This window comes from Nonlabens sp., assembly GCF_051251825.1.
GTDB lineage: Bacteria > Bacteroidota > Bacteroidia > Flavobacteriales > Flavobacteriaceae > Nonlabens.
The window spans coordinates 241,640-261,391 of sequence record NZ_JBPOGG010000001.1 but is presented as its reverse complement, the minus strand read 5'-3'; the positions used below and the strand labels follow the sequence as shown (position 1 = coordinate 261,391).

Here is a 19,752-nt window from a genome sequence, read left to right as displayed (position 1 = left end):
AGAATTTATTAGAACGGTAAATCGTCGTGGTCCTCATCTTTTGAATTTGAAATCGGGTCAAATTCATCAAACGGCGGAATTTCTTGTGACGGCGCAGCAGGAGTTGCTCCTACACGCTCGATTCTCCATCCTACGATTGAGTTGAAATATTTCACTTCGTTTTGCGGGCTCGTCCACTCACGACCTCTCAAGTTGATTCCTACTTTCACTGGCTCACCTACTTGAAAACCATCTAGTAAACTTGTTTTATCCTGAACAAATTCTAGCATCAAGTGCTGTGGATATTGCTCTTCAGTCGTTACAACAAGCTCACGCTTTTGAAAACCACTTGAGCCAAAAGATTTAGTCTCGCCTATTACTTTAATTTTTCCTTGTACTTCCATATCTATAATAATAAAATTTTCCACGCATCTATTATGTTGCCTTGCAGGACAAGCTCGTGCGCACGTTTGTGTTTTTCTTCTATGCTTAATGTTGGTAGTTTTTCCGCTTTCGCGAAAGCGATAACAGCATCTCTATCAGGTACATTTTCAACATTTCCTAGTTTACCTAGATCGTTACCCGTCAGTATATCGCTGTTTCTAGCATGATCAGGCAGTGCATCCACGCCTACTCCTAGAGTCGCCAAAGGTTTAGGAACTTCAAACATCGCGTCCTTAGAACGGCAGTACCAGTTGCCACCCATGCGAGCTACGGTGTCTATTTTTATTTGATCTATTTTTCCATCTGCATCCAGTACATCATCGTTCACATGAACCATCACCACTTCACAAATGATGAGATTCCCAGCGCCACCTTCTTGACCTAATTCAACAATCTCTTTCACTTTACACTCAAACTGTACGGGACTTTCTGCCACTCGTGGTGGAGCAACTAGATCTGATGGTGCTGCGGTTAAACCAGCTTTTACAAACTCATCAACTCCTGCTGCATATTCTGTACTGCTCAATGACATTTGTTGAACGATGTCATAATTCACTACATTAATAACAACTTCACCAGTAGCGCGAGCATTTATTAATGTATGTTTAATCGTGTTATCACGTACACGTCTCGCTGGTGAAAAAATCATCACTGGCGGATTTGCACTAAAAACGTTGAAAAAAGAATAAGGTGATAAATTCACATTTCCATCTTCATCAATAGTACTCGCAAATGCAATAGGTCGTGGCTGTACCGCGCCTAGCATAATGCCGTGTAAATGAGCTGTTTTTGTGTCTTTAGGATCTAGTTTCAACGTGATTTTTTAAGGATGGTAAAGGTATGGATTTTATGGCGTTTTTATAAACTGGATTTGAGATTATAAATAGACTCTTAGTCTATGTATCATAAAATCTATGATTACTCGTTTGACAATTAATACTATATTTAAAATTCTTAACAAATTTCATGAATTTTACCGCAAATCGTAATGTATTGAGATGGGTAATTATCGCTTTTGCGATGGTTATTACAGCTCTTATTCTTTGGAATACCTATGGGTTTTTTCAACAGCTTAAAGAAAGTGAAAGAAAAAACATGACCGAATATAAAACGGCAATTGAAGATTTTAACAATCAATCACTGAATGCCGAAATGGGTAATCTAGGAACTATAGTAACTCGGAATAACACAACCGTTCCACTTATAGAAGTGAATTTTAAGGGTGAGATGAAGGCGAGAAACCTACCCGATGAAATAAAAAATGATTCTCTAGCTCTCGTGGAACTTGTTAAGGAATACAAAGATCTTAATCCACCGCTAGAAATCAGTTACGAGGGAAAACCTTATCAAACTATTTACTATGGTGAAAGCCCGATTATTACTAAAATGAAGTACTTCCCACTGGCGTTGCTGCTTATTTTAGTTCTTTTTGGTGCGGTAATTTGGTTTTTTTATAGATCTACTAAAGCTAGTGAACAAAACAAGTTATGGGCTGGAATGGCAAAAGAAAGTGCTCACCAGATAGGAACACCTTTATCTTCTCTGGTAGGCTGGACCACTTTATTAAAAGATACAGATGTAGATCCCAGTTACATCGTTGAGATGGAGAAAGACATCGAGCGATTACAGACTATAACAGAGCGATTTTCTAAAATAGGTTCCATTCCTACTTTGAAAGAAATGGATATCGTGGATCAAACGGAAAAAGCGGCTCATTACATTTCATCACGTAGTTCTAAACTTGTAGAATTTGCGGTGGATTTACCTAGTCAACCTATCCTAGTAAAACTCAACGAGCAACTTTATGCTTGGGTTATTGAGAACTTGATAAAAAATGGAATAGATGCCATGAAAGGAAAAGGTACTATAAATATCTACCTACGTGCCGATGCTCATAAAGTTTTTATAACAGTATCAGACACAGGAAAAGGGATTCCTAAAAGTCAATGGAATCAAATTTTTACTCCAGGTTTTACAACTAAGAAAAGAGGTTGGGGCTTAGGCTTATCACTAGCACATCGCATTATAAACGATTATCATAAAGGTAACATAAGAGTCTCTGAAAGTAAAAAAGATCAAGGAACTACATTTGAAATAGTATTGAGTAAATTGAAATAAGATTTACTTAAAATGATACTTTCTACGACCACAACAAAAGTTTAGTATTCTAAATTTTTTCATTCCTACATTTGGACTTACTTTTGCTTATTCAAATTTATTCTAAATAAGCTTTGAGCAATACTATAGCACACTTAAAACGTGGTGAACAGGCCACAATCGTCTCTTTTAATGAAGAGCTCGTTCCCTTGAAACTCCTAGAAATGGGATGTTTACCAGGTAATAAAGTGGTTATGATGGAAAGTGCGCCGTTTCAAGATCCTATTTACCTCAATATAAATGGAACTTACCTAGCGATACGCCGTGAGACAGCTCAAGAAATCATAGTAGAGCGCCATGGGTAAATCGATAAACGTATCCTTAATAGGAAATCCTAATACAGGTAAAACTTCCCTTTTTAATAGGCTCACAGGATTGAACCAAAAAGTAGGGAATTATCCAGGAATTACGGTTGAGAAAAAAGAAGGAATTTGTAAACTCCACCGCGGTTTAAAAGCTCATATTCTTGATCTTCCAGGAACTTATAGTTTAAACACATCCAGTCTTGATGAAAGCGTTGTTGTAGAAACATTATTAAATAAGAATTCAAAAGATTATCCAGATGTAGCTGTGGTAGTTTCTGATATTGAAAATCTAAAACGTAATCTGCTACTTTTTACTCAAATTAAAGATCTCGAGATCCCTACCATTCTTGTGATTAACATGGCAGACCGTATGAAGCGCAAAGCCATATCACTAGATATAGATTTGATGGAGCAAGAGTTAAATACTCGAGTAGTATTAGTTAGTGCTCGTAAAAATGAAGGTGTAGATGATTTGAAGAAGGCAATTTTAGATTATAAGAATCTAAAATCTGAGCCTTGTGTAAATGCGTCCAGCATCGATCCAGAGTATTTTGAAACACTTAGAAAAGCATATCCTAAACAGTCTATCTATAAATTGTGGTTGGTCATTACTCAGGATGTCAACTTTGGTAAAATTGATAGAAATAGAGATTTAGAAGATTTAAAAACAGCATCATTTTCTGTAAAGTCTGAGAGTGATTTGAAAAAGATGCAACATAAGGAAACGGTAGTGCGCTACCAGTTCATAAATGGATTGCTTAAAAAAGTTCTCAATGTAGATCAATCACAGGCCAAAGATTTACGTACTCGACTAGATCGTGTGTTGCTTCATAAAGTTTGGGGTTATTTAATTTTCTTTTTAGTACTGCTACTCATTTTTCAAGCGATTTATGACTGGTCTACATATCCTATGGATTGGATTGATACCGCGTTTGCAAAAGCGAGTTCATGGGCACAAACTTCTTTACCTGAAGGTCCTTTTACAGACTTAATTGCTGAAGGTATTATCCCAGGACTGGGCGGAATAGTGATTTTTATACCACAAATAGCTTTTTTATTCCTATTTATAGCCATTCTTGAAGAAAGTGGATACATGAGCCGAGTAGTCTTTTTAATGGATCACATTATGAAGAAATTTGGGTTAAGTGGTAAAAGTGTAGTTCCATTAGTGTCTGGAACAGCATGTGCTATTCCAGCGGTAATGGCAACTCGTAATATCGAAGACTGGAAAGAGCGATTGATTACTATTCTAGTCGTGCCATTTACGACCTGTTCTGCAAGGTTACCTGTTTACTTAATTATCATTGCTCTTGTTATTCCAGAGCAACATGTGTGGTGGATTTTTAATATGCAGGGATTAACCTTGATGTTGTTGTATTTGCTAGGATTTGGTGCTGCGATATTCTCAGCTTGGGTTCTTAATAAAATATTACCTATTAAGCGCAAAGCGTTTTTTGTCATGGAAATGCCAGCTTATAAGCTACCTATGTTTAAAAATGTAGCGATTACCGTGTTAGAAAAAACAAAGAGTTTTGTACTAGGAGCTGGAAAAATCATCATGGCAATCTCAGTGATTTTATGGTTGCTCGCCAGTCACGGAATGGGTGAGCAGTTTACAAATGCTGAGGAAATTGTAAAGGAACAATATGCCGGACAAAATCTAACTGAAGAAGAGCTGACTAATAAAATAGCATCTCAACAACTAGAGCACAGCTTTATAGGTTACATAGGTAAAGGAATTGAACCTGCAGTAAGACCATTAGGATATGACTGGAAGATAGGAATTGCTATTGTTGCATCTTTTGCAGCACGTGAAGTATTTGTAGGAACTCTTGCGACTATTTACAGTGTAGGTAGTGATGAAGAGGAAACGATAAAAAACCGGATGAGAGCTGAAGTCAATCCTATACTCGGCGGTCCGTTATTTAATTTTGCGAGTGGTATTTCTTTGTTGCTATTCTATGCATTTGCCATGCAATGTATGAGTACGCTCGCCATTGTAAAACGAGAAACAAACAGCTGGAAATGGCCAGCAATACAATTTAGTGCCATGACGGTGATTGCATATTTTGCCGCACTAGCAGCATACCAAATTCTTAAATAATGGAGCTTTTACAATATATTCTTGTTGCTGTAGTGGTTCTTATTGCTCTGGGCTGGTTATTTAGAAAATCTTTATTTCCGTCTAAGAAAACTACAGGCTGTGGTGATGGAGATTGTGGATGTCATTAAACTTTCACGCAATCATTCTGACTCATTATAAGCTGTGCTTGATCTTTACTTATAGCTAGGCAGTTTACTATAGTCGTTAATTTTTCTTCTTTCTTTTCACCTTCATAAGTGAGATTTGCAACGTGCAAGTATTGAGTTCCTTCCTCTGGTAAATAAAATAAGGATATAATAGAATTCCCATTTACACCAGCCTTAGTTAAAGATTGAATTTTCTCAGCAGCATTATTGTTGAGTTCTTCTAGTGTTACTTGAGATTTATTCATAACCCTAAACGATTTGTTAATCACATATTGATCATACCATTTCTCAAAAGAATCAGAGTATGGTGTAGGCTCATAGGTAAATGAAGCGAATACTGGAAAACCAATAAAAATCAATAATTCTGCTAGCCAAATGATTCCTAGAAAAACTCCACTAACCATAGCGCCTTTTATTTCATAATAACCATTTTCATATAAAAAAGGTAAAACAGCTCTCAAGTCAGTATCAGTAAATGCCCAACCTAAATTTGAAAAGTAATCGGTAATTGATGGTACACCATCATATAATAAATATAACAAGGTAACAGTCCACTGAAAATACCAAGTCAGTAAAGCAATTAGTACCGCAAATAATATACGGAACATCCTACTTCGTATTTTAAAAACGTCAAATAATTTAGTAAGACAAAAATTTATAGCAATACCTGCGCCTAATGCTGCAAGCGCATTTAAATATATTATAGGACTAACTTGTGTTAAGATGGCATATACATATCCCAATACTAAGGAGACAGCAATAAGGGCTAAAAATGTAAAACCTAAATTACCTAAATTATAACTACCGGACTCTTTGTAAAATTTCAATTCATTATTCATAGTTGAAATATATAAAAATAGATTCAACTAAAAAGCCCTTTCAAATTGAAAGGGCTTTTGAATTCAAAAAAAATATGATCTATTTACTGTACAACTCTTACGTTAACAGCATTCATTCCTCTTTTTCCTTCTTTTTCTTCATACTCTACTCTGTCGCCTTCTCTTATCTCATCGATAAGTCCAGTTACGTGTACGAAACATTCGTTTTGTGATCCTTCTTCAACGATAAATCCAAATCCTTTAGACTCATTGAAAAACTTTACGGTACCTTCTTTCATTGTAATAAATTGTAATAATTAATAAGTTACAAAGGTATATGGAATTATAATTTTAAAATGTTAAGTAGGTAAATTAATCGTTTTTAAGCTGAAAATCAACGATTAAGAGTTTATTTAGGCACTCCTTTTATATAAATATGACTGCCTTTTGTAAACCTATCGTACATAATTATGCTGCCTGCAACGGCCACATTTAAACTTTTAGGTGTGTTGAACTTTATCAAATGATGTGATTTTTCAATAGCCTCATTAGTAAGTCCATTATCCTCAGCACCGAGTAGATAAACACAATTACGAGGATGTTTAAACACCTCTAATTCTACTGCTCGATCGTCTAATTCTACACCTATAATCATGGCACCTTTAGGTAGGTGATGATAGAAATCTTCAAAAGTGTTATAATGAAAATAAGGCATGGCTTTTACCACATCATGAGTGTCACTTGCTTGCTTAGCATATCGTTTGCCCACCGTAAAAATAAAACTAGCACCTAGATTTTGAGCACTACGCCACAAAACACCTAGGTTCTCAGGAGTTTTTCCATTTTGAATTCCTATCCCAAAATATCCTGGTTCTAATTGATCTATTTTCATCACATCTTTTTTAACCTCGATTAATTCCCTATCAGCATCATCGCAAGACGCAACTTCCCGTAACTATACTGACCATTAAAATGTTCAAAAACAGGTTTGAGGGCATTCTCTTTTTGGTATGTTTCAAACTGTGGTTCAATCGCTTTTATTTCTTCCTGTGAAATGTGAGCCTCTAAATCCACATCTTTATGGCTCAAATACCTTTTACCTAAATGGGTAAGAATCGTGTCGCTTTTAAGTGCTCTAGCTTCAGAGATCTCTTCAACCGTTTTGCCATCCCAGTACATTTGTACAGACTCCATTACGGTATCTTTTTTAAGACCAGACTTTTTTCTTTTCTTAGGTTTTGCAACAACTACTCGATATACAAAATCACCTTCACGCATCATTTTGAAACCTTGGGTAAGTTTTAAAAACGCTTCTCCATAAGTATCTAATTTATGTTTTCCTACTCCGGTAATATCGTCAAACTCATCTATAGTTAATGGTATTCTAGAAGCAATATCCTTCAACGTCGCATCACTGAAAACCATGTAAGGCGCCAGATTATCTTGTGTAGCAATTTGCATCCTTAACTTGCGTAATCCTGCATATAAATCTTTATTAATATCACTAGGCAAGGCATCTTGAGCGGCTTGAGCATTACGCGCAGCAAGATCTTCTGGTTTAGGAATAACAGCGAGTTGCACTTTTTGCTTATCAAATAACACCGCTTGAGCTTGAGGTGTTAATTTCAAACGATTATGCTCGTGAAAAGCAATTTCTAGCAATCCTTGATTGATCATTTGAATGATGTACTGTTGCCAGTTGTTCCACGATGTTTCACGTCCGGCACCATAAGTTTTTATGGTTTGGAATCCACTTTCTATAACGGTAGCATTTTGCGCACCACGCAACACGTCAATTAATAAATTGAGTGATGCGTTTTCTTTCATCCTATAAACAGCACTCAGCGCTTTTTGAGCCACAAGTGTCGCATCAAAAAAGTCGGGCTTGTTCAAGCAAACATCACAATTACCACAGTCTTTTTCTAGATACTCATTAAAGTAGGAAAGCAACATGCGTCGGCGACAGGTGAGCGCCTCAGCAAACTGTTTCATGCGTTCAAGCTTTGCAATTTGCACCTCACTATTACCACTATCTCCTGCAAAATTGCGCAGTTGAATCATGTCTGCATAACTGTGAAAAAGTAGCGCATGAGCATCAATTCCATCACGTCCTGCACGGCCTATTTCTTGATAGTATCCTTCGATATTTTTAGGCATGTTGTAATGAATCACAAATCGCACATTGGACTTATCGATTCCCATACCAAATGCGATCGTAGCACAAACGATTTTCAATTCATCCTTAATGAATTGTTCTTGCACGCTTTCGCGAAAGCGGTGTTCCAATCCAGCATGGTAAGCAGCAGCAGAGAATCCTAGACTAGCTAGCTTTTCTGCTAGTTTCTCACAAGACTTTCTACTCAGACAGTAAATAATACCAGATTCGTCTTTATATTTTTTGAGAAACTGGCGCACTTGAGCCAATCTGTTATTACCAGGTCGCACTTCCAGAGTTAAGTTAGGCCTATCAAAGGATGCGACGTACTCGTCTGCATGAGAGATGTCGAGTTGCTTTTTAATATCAGCACGTGTGGCGCGGTCTGCGGTGGCAGTTAAAGCAATCATACTCGCCTGCGGGAACGACTTTTTAAGATAAGCCAGTTGCGTGTAGGCTGGTCTAAAATCGTGTCCCCAAGTAGAGATACAGTGCGCCTCATCTATTGCGATAAGCGATATATCACTAGGTTGTAAATAGTGCTGTAATTGCTGGATACTCTCTGGAGCGACGTATAGTAGTTTGAGCTTGCCCGATTTTAAGAGCTGTAACATTTCCTGTTGCTCTGTTCCTACTTGCGAGCTGTTGAAATAACCAGCAGTAATTCCGTTTGCTTTTAAGGAATCTACCTGATCTTTCATTAAAGCAATTAACGGAGAAATCACAAGTGTGACGCCATCTAACATTAATGATGGTAACTGGAAACACATGGATTTTCCACCACCTGTAGGCATGACCACCATGAGATCTTTGTGGGCAAGAACATCATCTATGATTTGTTCTTGCAATGGCCGGAAACTATCGTAACCGAAATGCTTCTTTAATAATTCGTATTGTTTCATGAAATTGGTTTGTATGGCTTGTAATTATCTATAGAAGACAAATTTATTCTATTTTAGCAAAGCATACAAAGAGACCATAATTCAACATGAAACATTTCCTGATTTTAATAACCATCTTAACAGCTGGATTGAGCCATGCACAAACTCTTAATGATTATAAATATGTGATTGTAGATAGTCAGTATGAGTTCCAAAGGCAAGCAAATGAATATCGTTTTAATGAAATGATTGTTTTTGAACTGGGAAAAAGAGGAATTAAAGGGTTTAGAAATAGTGAAGTATTGCCAGCGGATTTAAATATAGGACGTTGTAACTCATTATCAGTAAGGCTTATCACAAGTGCAGGTTTTAGAGTTAAAATGACGCTGGAGTTTGTAAACTGTGAGGATGAAGTCGTTTATACTACTAAAGAAGGAATAGGGCATACTAAAGATTTTGAAATAGCTTATAGAGAAGCCTTAAGGGATGCCATGACATCAATGGATGATGTAAATTATTCATATTCGGCGCCTTTAGTTAATCGCCCTTCTAGTAAAGAAGTTCCTGTTCAAGTTATGGAACCTAGCACTATAGCCGTAGGAGTTAATATTACACCTTCAGCAGAGGTTGTCAAGGAAGAAAAGAGTGACATACCTGAACCTGAAATTGTAGAATTAGTAAGAGATCAAATCTATACAACAGACTCCAAAGAATATAAAATTCATAGCAATGATTCTGGATTTAATGTATACAAAAAGAATAACCTGATCGGTACTCTTAAAAAGAGTCAATCAGGTTGCTATCTTGCTGTTACCACAGATTTTATGGGGATAGGTTATGAGAAGGATGATAATTTAGTTATTGAGTACGATAAAAATGGTGCTCAGTTTTTAGTATTCAAAAAAGCAGAATAACTTAAACGTGTTTCCCTACTTCAAATCCATGTTTACCTAAATATTGATTACCGCTATCAACGGCATCTTGTTCCATAATAGTTCCCATGGAGTCATTCCATCTATTTAAATAACCGAATAAGGAAATAACGCCGAGCATTTCTACAATCTCGCCTTCATTCCAGTGCTCGTGTAATCTATCCTGGATTTTTTGGTCCACAGCATTTGGAACTTGACTTGCAGCGAGTGAAAAATCAAGCGCAGCACGTTCAGCCTCATTAAATGCAGCATGTGTGCGGTATTCCCAAATGTTATCGAGTTGTTCTTGCTCTGCTCCATAACGCTCTGCAGCTCTTATGGCATGTGCTTGACAGTATCTACAGCCTGTTGCATTACTAGAAACCCATGCGATCATACGTTTAAGAGCACTCGTTACACGACCTTCATTTGCCATGACAGCTTTATTGAGGTTGATAAATGCTTTTGAAATAGCTGGTCTGCGTTGCATAGTGAGCACAGAATTAGGGCAAAAACCTAGTGTTTCATTAAAAAAAGCAGCTAATTCACGTGTTTCTGGATCATGACTGGCATCAAGTGGAGTTACTAATGGCATAGGATAAATTTGGTTGTTCCCGCAAGTTAATAATATTATATCACAGCGTTTGCGATATTTTCCATCAAATCATATTTTGGTATTACATTTGAAATTATGCGCTGGACTTTAAAACCACAACCCGATGTAGAGAAACAGGAACAACTGGCTCAAGAACTAGGTATAGACTCCTTTCTTGCTGGTTTACTGGTGCAGCGTGGTGTTGACGCTTTCGCGAAAGCGAAATCCTTCTTCAGACCTGATTTGAACGACTTACATGATCCATTCTTAATGAAAGATATGGACGTGGCTGTAAAACGTATTCAAGAAGCTATAGGTAACAACGAGAATATCCTTATTTATGGAGATTATGATGTGGATGGAACGACTAGTGTTGCCTTAATGTCCACTTTTTTGCTCAGCTTCTATGATCGAGTAGCAACCTATATTCCAGATCGTTATGGAGAAGGCTATGGAGTGAGTTATCAAGGAATAGACTTTGCTGCCGACAATGATTTCTCGCTCATCATTGCCCTAGATTGTGGTGTAAAAGCGATTGATAAAGTAGCTTATGCGGCCGATAAAAAAATTGATTTCATCATTTGCGATCACCATAGACCTGGAAAACAATTACCAGCTGCAGTCGCGGTTCTAGACCCTAAACGTGCAGACTGCTCATATCCATTTGATGAACTTTGCGGTTGTGGAGTAGGTTTTAAATTATGTCAAGCGCTGGTTGAGGCAAACGATTGGAACTTTGAGATATTGATTCCGTATTTAGATCTGGTTGCTACCGCCATAGGAGCAGATATAGTTCCCATTATAGGAGAAAATAGAATTCTAGCCTATCACGGTTTGAATGTGATTAATACGAGTCCGCGAGCTGGTTTTAAAGCGATTATTCATCAATTAAAAAAAGACGTGCTTACCATTACTGATGTGGTTTTTATCATCGCACCACGCATTAATGCCGCTGGAAGAATGAAACATGCCTTGCATGCCGTAGAATTAATGGTGACTGATGATTTTGAAGATGCACAACGTATTGCTATCGAGATTGAAGAATTCAACGCAGACCGTAGAGAAGCAGATAGTTCTATTACAGAAGAAGCACTAGAGTTGATTATAACAGATAAGGAAGAAGAGCGTTTCACTACCGTAGTTTATGATGAGAACTGGCACAAAGGTGTGATAGGAATCGTAGCCTCAAGATTGATTGAAAAATATTATCGTCCTACACTAGTCTTTACTAAAAGTGGTGACTACCTCGCCGCAAGCGCACGTAGTGTATCTGGATTTGACGTTTATAACGCTCTAGAGCAATGTTCAGAATTTATAGAGCAATTTGGTGGTCACAAATATGCTGCTGGATTGACTTTAAAGCCTGAAAATTATGCAGCTTTTAAAGCTCGGTTTGAAGAAGTGGTTTGTGCGACTATAGAAAAACAACACTTGACACCTGAGATAAAAATAGATGCAATATTACCACTAGAATCTATTACGCCTAAGTTTTATCGCATTCTACAGCAAATGGCACCTTATGGGCCTGGAAATATGCGACCGGTTTTTATGACTGAAAAAGTAATTGATACTGGATATGGAAAATGTGTAGGCAAGACGGAAGATCATCTTAAAATCAAAGTAGTTAAAAAGCAAAAAGACCGCAATGGTATCAATGCGATAGGTTTTAATCTAGGTAGTAAAAGTGACCTTGTAAAAGACGGAAATAAATTTGATATCGCTTACACCATCAGTGAAAACGAGTGGAATGGTAATGTAAGTCTACAGTTAATGCTTAAAGATCTCAAAGCTTAGTGCTCGATAATGCTTTTTAAATCATCTAATCGTAATGGCTTTACATTTAAACTATGAACTGCTGCGGTGTTTTTAAATTTCCTTAAATCTTGTGCGTTATAATTTTCACTGCTTAAATGAAATTTTAAACTTTTATTCTTCCTCGACATCTCTTCTACTAGATTCCAGCCATCTACAGTAGTTGTTTTATTTTCAGTGATGATATGGATAGAGTTATTAAAATCTTCGTTTTTTAAATCATCTAATTTTTTAAGTGCTTCTTCATTAGTTGAGAAAACTTGAATATCATGTGACAGCTCGTTAACTTCAAACATAGTTTTAATAACATAAGAATCAACAGGATTATCGTCAACGATCCAGATTTGTGGTTCTTTCATGAGATTTCTTTTAGGAATCTAAATCTCATCTTATTATACTTAAGAATGATTAATCATTCTAACAAAACGAACCACTACCGATTAAAAGCATTTTTTAAGGTTAAACTTAATGTTTTTCTAGTTTAAACTCTTTTCCATCAAATACTCCATAAGTATAATGACCTATCCAGTCACCTAGATTAATATAGGTAGAATTCTCACCTACTTTTATTTCCATAGGCATGTGCCTGTGACCAAAAATAAAATAGTCATAGTGTTCTTGCTCGAGTTTACGCTTAGCATATTGAGCAAGCCACTCATTTTCCTCACCTAAGAATTTAGCATCATCATCACCAGATATCAATTTGTTTTTAACCGAGAGATATCTTGCGATTCCTACACCTATATCAGGATGCATCCATTTAAAACACCATTGAAAAAAAGGACTCGTGAATACTTTTTTCATGCGTTTGTACCCTTTATCACCTGGACCTTTTCCATCACCATGGCCTATGAAGAATTTCTTATCATTAAACTCAAAAACTTGTGGTTCATGATAAACAGGAATACCTAGTTCTTGTTCAAAATAGCCAAACATCCACAAATCATGATTCCCGACAAAGAAATAAATAGGGATTCCGCTATCTGCGATTTCGGCAAGTTTTCCTAGAACGCGCACTTGATTTTTAGGAACGACGTGTTTGTATTCAAACCAAAAGTCAAATAGATCGCCCAGTAGGAATATTGCAGCGGCATCTTCTTTTACCATATCGAGCCAGTCTAGGAACTTGCGTTCTCTAGGTTTGCTCAACTCTTGAGTAGGCGCACCTAAATGGTTGTCGCTGGAGAAGTAGATTTTTTTGCCTGCTGGTATTTGCATGTGAGCAAAGATACTATTCTTCTGAATGAACTTGAAAACCATTAAGATTGCATTCCGAGTGCCTCAATGCTCGAAGAAACTAGAATACCAGGACTGAGGTGGACACTGAGCTAGTCGAAGTGCTCTCGAAGTCCGCTTTTAATGATGTTTAGGATTCCTGAACTTCAAACTTTCAACATTGAACTCAATCCAGATAACTATATTAGCTATATGATTAACAAACGTCTTCTTATTAAAAACTTGCTCGCTCATAATGATGAGAATAGTTTTTATGATAAGAAGTTGCGTTTAGATTTAAGTAACAAAGAAGGGAAAGCTAAATTTCTCAAGCACATTTGCGCGCTTTCTAATACTAATCCTGCAAACAATAGTTACATAGTCATAGGTATAGATGATGCGACAAATGATATTCTAGGAGTAGATTTTTATGATGATTCTAAGTTGCAAAATCTTGTCAATGCATATCTGGAAAATGCGCCTATTATTCAATATGAAAATATTCCGTTTCCGCATTTACCTAATGGCAAAGTGGTCGGGTTAGTCACTATTAGAGCACAAAAAAGTATCACCTCATTGCGCAAAAATATCTGGAAGTACTATGGTGGTGCCGTGTTCTTTAGAGATGGCAGTATTTCCATGCCTAAGAATTTTGACATCGAGGTAAAGGATATAAATTCAGTCCAAGTTCAAAAAATTGAAAAACAAGCCAGCAATAATATAGAGCTGACACTAGATAGCGTAATGGAATTTATGGAACGTAAAGATCGCGGTCTTGAAACTCATTATAAGGTGTTTAAGGAACAATTTGTACTATGCTGGTCAGGAAAATTAAGCCATAAAAATGGGCAAAATTATTATTCTCGAGTAGATATAGAACTTATAAATGAACAGGTTAAATTGTTCTACAGTGCGCTAGATGATGTGCAAATCAGTTATGATAAAGACAGTTTTAGCATACTAGAATTTGTGGAATTAGGCATCGGTAAGGAGCAAAAATATTATCCACTGGAACGACAGACCTTGCACTTTTCTCCTAACGGCACCTACAAACTAGAGACTAAAATAATGTTCAATCCGCCGTATTATGATAGACGTACCTTGCACCATATTTATAATACTAATTTATCGTTATTGAATAAGATAACAAACGACTTAACACTTTCAGAACAAGAACTTATAGATTTACGTGCCTTACCAGAGACCATGTTGATATGCCATTTTAACAGTATAGGCGAGGCCATTGAAAAGATGAAAACTCACAAATCAACACTTAAAAAATATCCCGATACCTACCAAGCTTATAAAGAAGCTTTGCGAGTATTAAGAAAAGTAACATATAATTCATGAGAACCATTGCCATAGGAGATATACACGGCGGCTACAAAGCGCTGGAACAATTAATAGAAAAAATTGATATACAAGAAAGAGATTTACTCATCTTCTTAGGAGATTACATAGACGGCTGGTCACAGAGTTTTGAAGTAATAGAGTTTTTAATTGCGCTCAAGCGAAAGCGTATTGAAAATAATCATACCGCTCCTATCTATCTGAGAGGTAATCACGATGAATTATTTTTAACTTACTTAACCACCAAAGCACAAAACAATATGTGGTTACAACATGGTGGACAAAGCACCATTGATAGTTATGAAAACAGAACCCAAGCAGATTTTGAAAAGCATTTAGAATTTTTTCAAAACGGCTTGAAAAATTATTACATCGATAAATCAAATAACGGCTTTTTCCATGCAGGATTCCATAATCTCAAAGGACCTGAGTATGAATATTATGACAACTTGCCCTACTGGGACCGCACTCTATGGGAACTTGCACTATGCCTGGACCCTAACTTATCACCAGATAACGATCGGTATCCTAATAGATTGAAACTCTATAACGAGGTTTTTATAGGTCACACACCTACATCAAGATTAGGGAAATTAGAACCGGTTAATGCTGCCAATGTTTGGAATATCGACACTGCGGCGGCATATAAAGGACCACTCACAGCGATTTGTGTAGAAACTAAAGAAGTCTGGCAAAGCGATCCGGTTCACACTTTCTATCCAAATGAGAATGGGCGGAACTAGCTTTTAATTCCTTCCTCAATTAAACCTCATCATATCTAAAACAACTTACCTCATGGTCATTTACCATTCCAACCGCTTGCATAAATGCATAGATTATGGTCGAGCCCACAAATTTGAAACCTCGTTTTTTTAAGTCTTTTGAAATTTGATCAGATAGCGGTGTGTTTGCAGGTGCTTTTTTATAATCTACTATTGCGTTTTTAATGGGTTTTCCATCCACATAATCCCAAATAAATTTAGAGAAGCTGCCGTATTCTTTTTGAATTTCAAGAAAGAGCTGAGCATTTGTGATAATGGATTTCACTTTAAGCTTGTTACGTATAATTCCGGCGTTCAAGAGTAATTCATCTTGTTTGGATTGATCGTATTTTGCAATTTTATGAATATTAAACTGGTCTAGAGCATCAAAGTAATTGTCCCTTTTGTTTAAAACAGTAATCCAGCTCAGACCAGCTTGCATAGTTTCAAGAATAAGAAACTCAAATAATGTTTGATCATCATAAACAGGAACGCCCCATTCCTGATCGTGGTAAGCTTCATAAAGATCACTACCTAGGCACCAGCCGCATTTATTTTTTTCCATAAACCGAATGTAAGAACACACTACGTATGAAACAAATATTCAATTAGAGTTTAAATTTTTCTGCTTTATCTTTAACAGCTATGAAAAGAATCTTACTCCTTATAACCGCAATTTTAATAACTTCATGCGGCTCACAAAAAGCTATTCAAACAGATTCAATAAATCAAAGAATAGACGACTGGCATATTGCAGCTGCTCAAGCAAATTTTGATAATTATTTTAACTTAATGACCCGTGACGCTGTCTTTATAGGAACAGATGCTACTGAAAACTGGCAAATCGAGGAATTCAAAGCTTTTTCAAAACCCTATTTTGATAAAGGAAAAGCCTGGTCTTTCACTTCACTAGAACGTAACATTTATAATTCAAATGGAGTCGTTTATTTTGATGAACTGCTCGATACCCAAATGGGAATTTGCCGCGGCAGCGGAATTCTAAAAATGGAAAATGGCGTTTATAAAATTGCCCATTATGTATTATCCATAGCTGTTCCTAATGATAATGTGTCTTCATTAACAGAACTTAAAAAACAATGGGATAAGGAATACATTAAAGAATTAAAATTGAAAAACGATTAAAAAAGCTTCAAGGAAAACTACAATAACATATTATGAAAAGAGCACTCACCTTATTACTTCTGCTATGCATCACAGTAACGTTTGCACAAAAAAAATCTCTCAGTCACGAAGATTATGATTTATGGAAACGAGTAAGCACAACAAGTATATCTAATAATGGAAACGTGGCAGCTATAGCGGTAGTAACTGCAACTGGCGCTGGCGATGGATATTTAGAGATTCACAATCTAGCAAGTGGAGAAAAGAAAACATTCTTTAATGGAGTGAATCCACAAATATCTCCCGATGAGAAGTACGTCTATTTCATGCAAAAACCAGCTTATGAAAAAGCACGTCAAGAAAAGAAGGGTGAAGTAAAAAAAGACAATCAGTCTAAAAACACCTTTATGGTTTATGATGTAGATCGTGGAGAAATAGTGGATTCTATCTCAAGGGTAAAAAAATTCTATGCTAGTGATAAAACAGCTGGATATGTAATCGTAGAACATCACAAAGATTTAAAACCCGAAAAGGAAGAAATTAAAGAAACACCCAAAGAAAAAAAGAAGCGTCTTAAAAAAGAGAAAAAAGCTCGCAAAAAGAATAAAGGAAAAAAAGACAAAAAGGAAAAACCAGAATACCTTAAAGAAGATTATCTAGTAGTTTACAAGCCTTCCACAAAGTTTAAAGACACCATAACTGACATTAAAGATTATGACACCGCACGTGAAGGAATGAGCTTTATTTATTCTCGTAAAAAAGGAAAAGATAAAAAAGATCATGGAGTTTACATGTATAATATTGAAACTCAAGAATCCATAGAAATCCAGATAGATGCGTGGACCTATGATAAGCTAAGTATAGATAAATATGGTAAACAAGCCGCTTATTATGTAGCTATTGATAGTGCCGAAACAGATTCTTTGAAATATGACCTACACTACCTAAAAGATTTCACCGCATCTCCAGAGAAAATCGCTGGAACAGAGAAAAATATTAAAGTAAACTGGCAATTAACTTCAGGACGTGCTCCTTATTTTTCTGAAAATGGTAAGAGATTATTCTTCTACACGCAGCCTAGAATGGAATACACCATCGACACCACATTAATGGATGATGAAATCGCGCAAGTAGATGTATGGAATTATAAAGATCGCATGACTCAACCCGAGCAAAATTTGAGAAAAAGCAGATTGAAAAATAAATCCACAGAGCAATTTTACGATACATCTACTGGAAACATCACTAATCTAAATAGTTATGATAGCTCTGGAATTATGTGGGATAGAAATCTTGAAAAAGACCTTATCATAATAATGGATAACGCAAAATATGACGTCGCACGTTCCTGGGAATATCCATGGAGATCAGATTATTATTTAAAAAATGTAAAAACTGGAGATCAGCAGTTATTACTATCAAATTCAGGTAGCAGACCGCAGTTTAATCCTGCTCATACACATGCTATTTATTACAGCTTCGATGATCGCAATTGGCATAGTATTAATCTCAATACCATGCTTGATAAAAATCTAACTCAAGGGCTAGGAGTGGCATTTCACGACGTGGATGACGACCATCCAGCGCTGCCTCCATCTTATGGATTTGCTGGATATGATCAAGATGGCAACGCTTTACTTCAGGACAAATTTGACCTTTGGAAAGTCGATTTAAACACAAGTGAAAAACCTCAACGCATCACAAAAGGTCGTGAGAACAACATTACTTATCGCACAGAGAATCTTGATTCTGAGAACAGGAATTTAGCTTCATATCTTTTTGATAAGATGATTTTGAGCAGTTTCAATCACACCACTAAGGAATCGCACATTCATCTATTAGGTAATGGTGGAATAGAGAGTTTTGTTGAGCATAAAGGTTTTGAGAATTCCGCTTTCGCGAAAGCAAAAAACGACAACACTATCCTCTATAGAAAATCTAATTTCAACAACTATCCAGACGTTTATATGGCTGGTCAGAAAGGAATGAATCGCTTAACCGATGCAAATCCTCAACAAGAAGATTTCAAATGGGGCAGCGTGGAATTGTTCACTTGGAATGCTTATGATGGGAAAAAGCTAGAAGGATTGATTTACAAACCTGAGGATTTTGATCCTGAAAAAAAGTACCCTATGATCGTTTATTTCTACGAGAAATATGCAGATCGTTTACACGGATATCGCTCGCCACAACCTAGTGCGAGTACGGTTAATTTCTCTTATTTAACGAGTAATGATTATGTGGTTTTTGTACCAGACATCGTTTATAAAGACGGACATCCTGGAGAAAGCGCATACAATTGTATTATATCTGGAACAGAAGCCGTAGCTCAATTAGGCTACGTAGATCGCAATGCTATGGCACTGCAAGGACAAAGTTGGGGTGGCTATCAAACGGCTTATCTTGTGACTCGCACTAATATGTATGCCGCAGCAATGGCTGGTGCTCCAGTGTCTAATATGACGAGCGCTTATGGAGGAATACGTTGGGGAAGCGGTTTAAGCCGTGCATTTCAATATGAAAGAACTCAAACGCGTATAGGTAAAAATCTATGGGATGGACTCGACTTATATATTGAAAATTCACCGTTATTTCATATTCCTAAAATCAATACGCCTTTATTAATGATGCATAATGATGAAGATGGAGCCGTTCCTTACTATCAAGGAATCGAAATGTTTATGGGAATGAGACGTCTCAATAAACCGGTATGGCTGCTCGTTTATAATAAAGAAGCACACAACTTACGTAAAATGAAAAACAAGCGTGATTTATCCATGCGCATGATGCAATTTTTTGATCACTATCTTAAAGGTGATGAAGCTCCAGTATGGATGACTCAAGGATTAAGCGCAGATAGAAAAGGAAAACAAATGGGATATGAACTGGATACAAATACTCCATTGAAGATGTAAATTTAAGATTATTATTACCATTTAAATCGATAAAAGGTGATTCATCTGGTAAAAAACAATCTAAATGTTGTCAGTTTTCGTA

General features: G+C 36.5%; 20 protein-coding genes. 10 read left to right on the top strand and 10 right to left on the bottom strand.

The genetic code is table 11. The annotated features are described in order from the left end of the window. Nucleotides 1-8 precede the first annotated feature (8 nt). Entirely contained in the window at nucleotides 9-383 is a 375-nt protein-coding gene (locus ACSHWW_RS01130; RefSeq protein WP_435680834.1) for a DUF3127 domain-containing protein, read from the bottom strand. Nucleotides 384-385: 2 nt separating this feature from the next. Further along, a complete protein-coding gene (locus tag ACSHWW_RS01125) occupies nucleotides 386-1,189 on the bottom strand; it encodes a flavin reductase family protein (RefSeq protein WP_435680833.1) in 804 nt (267 codons plus the stop codon). Nucleotides 1,190-1,389: 200 nt separating this feature from the next. Between ACSHWW_RS01125 and ACSHWW_RS01120 the strand changes: the two genes are divergently transcribed. From ACSHWW_RS01120 to ACSHWW_RS01105, 4 genes are all read left to right on the top strand, one after another. Then, nucleotides 1,390-2,541, top strand: coding sequence for a sensor histidine kinase (locus ACSHWW_RS01120; protein WP_435680564.1), 1,152 nt, complete (start codon nucleotides 1,390-1,392; stop codon nucleotides 2,539-2,541). A gap of 113 nt (nucleotides 2,542-2,654) precedes the next feature. Next, on the top strand, nucleotides 2,655-2,885 hold the full coding sequence (locus ACSHWW_RS01115) for a FeoA family protein (RefSeq protein ID WP_435680563.1): 231 nt from the start codon (nucleotides 2,655-2,657) through the stop codon (nucleotides 2,883-2,885). Continuing rightward, nucleotides 2,878-4,989 (top strand): ferrous iron transport protein B, encoded by a 2,112-nt coding sequence (gene feoB, locus ACSHWW_RS01110; protein ID WP_435680562.1) that lies wholly within the window; start codon nucleotides 2,878-2,880, stop codon nucleotides 4,987-4,989. The genes ACSHWW_RS01115 and feoB overlap by 8 nt, the downstream gene beginning before the upstream one ends. Then, nucleotides 4,989-5,117: a FeoB-associated Cys-rich membrane protein gene (locus ACSHWW_RS01105; RefSeq protein ID WP_435680561.1), complete on the top strand. Its 129-nt coding sequence runs from the start codon at nucleotides 4,989-4,991 to the stop codon at nucleotides 5,115-5,117. Before feoB ends, ACSHWW_RS01105 begins: the two co-directional genes overlap by 1 nt. Here ACSHWW_RS01105 and ACSHWW_RS01100 read toward each other — a convergent pair. The 4 genes from ACSHWW_RS01100 to recQ all read right to left on the bottom strand — a co-directional run bounded on the left by ACSHWW_RS01100 (nucleotide 5,114) and on the right by recQ (nucleotide 9,010). Continuing rightward, a complete protein-coding gene (locus ACSHWW_RS01100; RefSeq protein ID WP_435680560.1) occupies nucleotides 5,114-5,974 on the bottom strand; it encodes a hypothetical protein in 861 nt (286 codons plus the stop codon). The genes ACSHWW_RS01105 and ACSHWW_RS01100 overlap by 4 nt on opposite strands. An 83-nt stretch (nucleotides 5,975-6,057) precedes the next feature. Next, nucleotides 6,058-6,252 carry a cold-shock protein gene (locus tag ACSHWW_RS01095; protein ID WP_435680559.1) on the bottom strand — a complete coding sequence of 65 codons (195 nt, stop codon included), beginning with the start codon at nucleotides 6,250-6,252 and terminating at the stop codon, nucleotides 6,058-6,060. 110 nt (nucleotides 6,253-6,362) lie between these two features. Continuing rightward, complete coding sequence (locus tag ACSHWW_RS01090; protein WP_435680558.1) at nucleotides 6,363-6,845, bottom strand: RNA methyltransferase; 483 nt, start codon at nucleotides 6,843-6,845, stop codon at nucleotides 6,363-6,365. Between the two features lie 20 nt (nucleotides 6,846-6,865). Then, nucleotides 6,866-9,010 carry a DNA helicase RecQ gene (gene recQ, locus ACSHWW_RS01085; protein WP_435680557.1) on the bottom strand — a complete coding sequence of 715 codons (2,145 nt, stop codon included), beginning with the start codon at nucleotides 9,008-9,010 and terminating at the stop codon, nucleotides 6,866-6,868. A gap of 86 nt (nucleotides 9,011-9,096) precedes the next feature. Between recQ and ACSHWW_RS01080 the strand changes: the two genes are divergently transcribed. Continuing rightward, entirely contained in the window at nucleotides 9,097-9,903 is an 807-nt protein-coding gene (locus ACSHWW_RS01080) for a hypothetical protein (RefSeq protein ID WP_435680556.1), read from the top strand. A gap of 1 nt (nucleotide 9,904) precedes the next feature. On the opposite strand, the gene ACSHWW_RS01075 is transcribed toward ACSHWW_RS01080, so the two are convergent. After that, a complete protein-coding gene (locus tag ACSHWW_RS01075) occupies nucleotides 9,905-10,495 on the bottom strand; it encodes a carboxymuconolactone decarboxylase family protein (RefSeq protein ID WP_435680555.1) in 591 nt (196 codons plus the stop codon). A 96-nt stretch (nucleotides 10,496-10,591) separates the two neighbouring features. Between ACSHWW_RS01075 and recJ the strand changes: the two genes are divergently transcribed. Further along, a complete protein-coding gene (recJ, locus tag ACSHWW_RS01070; protein ID WP_435680554.1) occupies nucleotides 10,592-12,289 on the top strand; it encodes a single-stranded-DNA-specific exonuclease RecJ in 1,698 nt (565 codons plus the stop codon). Here recJ and ACSHWW_RS01065 read toward each other — a convergent pair. Together ACSHWW_RS01065 and ACSHWW_RS01060 are read right to left on the bottom strand one after the other, a co-directional pair. Continuing rightward, nucleotides 12,286-12,666 (bottom strand): response regulator, encoded by a 381-nt coding sequence (locus tag ACSHWW_RS01065; protein WP_435680553.1) that lies wholly within the window; start codon nucleotides 12,664-12,666, stop codon nucleotides 12,286-12,288. The two genes, recJ and ACSHWW_RS01065, sit on opposite strands and share 4 nt — an antisense overlap. A gap of 106 nt (nucleotides 12,667-12,772) precedes the next feature. Next, nucleotides 12,773-13,525, bottom strand: coding sequence for a UDP-2,3-diacylglucosamine diphosphatase (locus tag ACSHWW_RS01060; protein WP_435680552.1), 753 nt, complete (start codon nucleotides 13,523-13,525; stop codon nucleotides 12,773-12,775). A 210-nt stretch (nucleotides 13,526-13,735) separates the two neighbouring features. On the opposite strand from ACSHWW_RS01060, the gene ACSHWW_RS01055 reads away from it, so the two are divergent. Both ACSHWW_RS01055 and ACSHWW_RS01050 read left to right on the top strand, forming a co-directional pair. Then, on the top strand, nucleotides 13,736-14,872 hold the full coding sequence (locus ACSHWW_RS01055) for an ATP-binding protein (protein ID WP_435680551.1): 1,137 nt from the start codon (nucleotides 13,736-13,738) through the stop codon (nucleotides 14,870-14,872). Next, nucleotides 14,869-15,615, top strand: a complete 747-nt coding sequence (locus ACSHWW_RS01050; RefSeq protein ID WP_435680550.1) for a metallophosphoesterase family protein — start codon at nucleotides 14,869-14,871, stop codon at nucleotides 15,613-15,615. Before ACSHWW_RS01055 ends, ACSHWW_RS01050 begins: the two co-directional genes overlap by 4 nt. Before the next feature lie 19 nt (nucleotides 15,616-15,634). Here the strand turns inward: ACSHWW_RS01050 and ACSHWW_RS01045 are convergent, their stop codons facing one another. After that, complete coding sequence (locus tag ACSHWW_RS01045; protein ID WP_435680549.1) at nucleotides 15,635-16,198, bottom strand: DNA-3-methyladenine glycosylase I; 564 nt, start codon at nucleotides 16,196-16,198, stop codon at nucleotides 15,635-15,637. Nucleotides 16,199-16,278: 80 nt separating this feature from the next. Here ACSHWW_RS01045 and ACSHWW_RS01040 point away from each other — a divergent pair, with 80 nt between their 5' ends. Both ACSHWW_RS01040 and ACSHWW_RS01035 read left to right on the top strand, forming a co-directional pair. Beyond that, on the top strand, nucleotides 16,279-16,776 hold the full coding sequence (locus ACSHWW_RS01040; protein WP_435680548.1) for a nuclear transport factor 2 family protein: 498 nt from the start codon (nucleotides 16,279-16,281) through the stop codon (nucleotides 16,774-16,776). Between the two features lie 32 nt (nucleotides 16,777-16,808). Further along, nucleotides 16,809-19,670, top strand: a complete 2,862-nt coding sequence (locus ACSHWW_RS01035; RefSeq protein ID WP_435680547.1) for an alpha/beta hydrolase family protein — start codon at nucleotides 16,809-16,811, stop codon at nucleotides 19,668-19,670. The last annotated feature ends 82 nt before the right edge of the window (nucleotides 19,671-19,752 follow it).

Excerpts from the sequence above, each read along its gene's own strand:
- ACSHWW_RS01105 (WP_435680561.1), top strand. The coding sequence starts at position 4,989 with ATGGAGCTTTTACAATATATTCTTGTTGCTGTAGTGGTTCTTATTGCT.
- ACSHWW_RS01130 (WP_435680834.1), bottom strand. The coding sequence starts at position 383 with ATGGAAGTACAAGGAAAAATTAAAGTAATAGGCGAGACTAAATCTTTT.
- recQ (WP_435680557.1), bottom strand. The coding sequence starts at position 9,010 with ATGAAACAATACGAATTATTAAAGAAGCATTTCGGTTACGATAGTTTC.
- ACSHWW_RS01125 (WP_435680833.1), bottom strand. The coding sequence starts at position 1,189 with ATGCTAGGCGCGGTACAGCCACGACCTATTGCATTTGCGAGTACTATT.
- ACSHWW_RS01050 (WP_435680550.1), top strand. The coding sequence starts at position 14,869 with ATGAGAACCATTGCCATAGGAGATATACACGGCGGCTACAAAGCGCTG.
- ACSHWW_RS01045 (WP_435680549.1), bottom strand. The coding sequence starts at position 16,198 with ATGGAAAAAAATAAATGCGGCTGGTGCCTAGGTAGTGATCTTTATGAA.
- ACSHWW_RS01040 (WP_435680548.1), top strand. The coding sequence starts at position 16,279 with ATGAAAAGAATCTTACTCCTTATAACCGCAATTTTAATAACTTCATGC.
- ACSHWW_RS01055 (WP_435680551.1), top strand. The coding sequence starts at position 13,736 with ATGATTAACAAACGTCTTCTTATTAAAAACTTGCTCGCTCATAATGAT.
- ACSHWW_RS01080 (WP_435680556.1), top strand. The coding sequence starts at position 9,097 with ATGAAACATTTCCTGATTTTAATAACCATCTTAACAGCTGGATTGAGC.
- ACSHWW_RS01095 (WP_435680559.1), bottom strand. The coding sequence starts at position 6,252 with ATGAAAGAAGGTACCGTAAAGTTTTTCAATGAGTCTAAAGGATTTGGA.
- ACSHWW_RS01120 (WP_435680564.1), top strand. The coding sequence starts at position 1,390 with ATGAATTTTACCGCAAATCGTAATGTATTGAGATGGGTAATTATCGCT.
- ACSHWW_RS01075 (WP_435680555.1), bottom strand. The coding sequence starts at position 10,495 with ATGCCATTAGTAACTCCACTTGATGCCAGTCATGATCCAGAAACACGT.
- ACSHWW_RS01035 (WP_435680547.1), top strand. The coding sequence starts at position 16,809 with ATGAAAAGAGCACTCACCTTATTACTTCTGCTATGCATCACAGTAACG.
- ACSHWW_RS01090 (WP_435680558.1), bottom strand. The coding sequence starts at position 6,845 with ATGAAAATAGATCAATTAGAACCAGGATATTTTGGGATAGGAATTCAA.
- ACSHWW_RS01065 (WP_435680553.1), bottom strand. The coding sequence starts at position 12,666 with ATGAAAGAACCACAAATCTGGATCGTTGACGATAATCCTGTTGATTCT.
- ACSHWW_RS01100 (WP_435680560.1), bottom strand. The coding sequence starts at position 5,974 with ATGAATAATGAATTGAAATTTTACAAAGAGTCCGGTAGTTATAATTTA.
- recJ (WP_435680554.1), top strand. The coding sequence starts at position 10,592 with ATGCGCTGGACTTTAAAACCACAACCCGATGTAGAGAAACAGGAACAA.
- feoB (WP_435680562.1), top strand. The coding sequence starts at position 2,878 with ATGGGTAAATCGATAAACGTATCCTTAATAGGAAATCCTAATACAGGT.
- ACSHWW_RS01060 (WP_435680552.1), bottom strand. The coding sequence starts at position 13,525 with ATGCAAATACCAGCAGGCAAAAAAATCTACTTCTCCAGCGACAACCAT.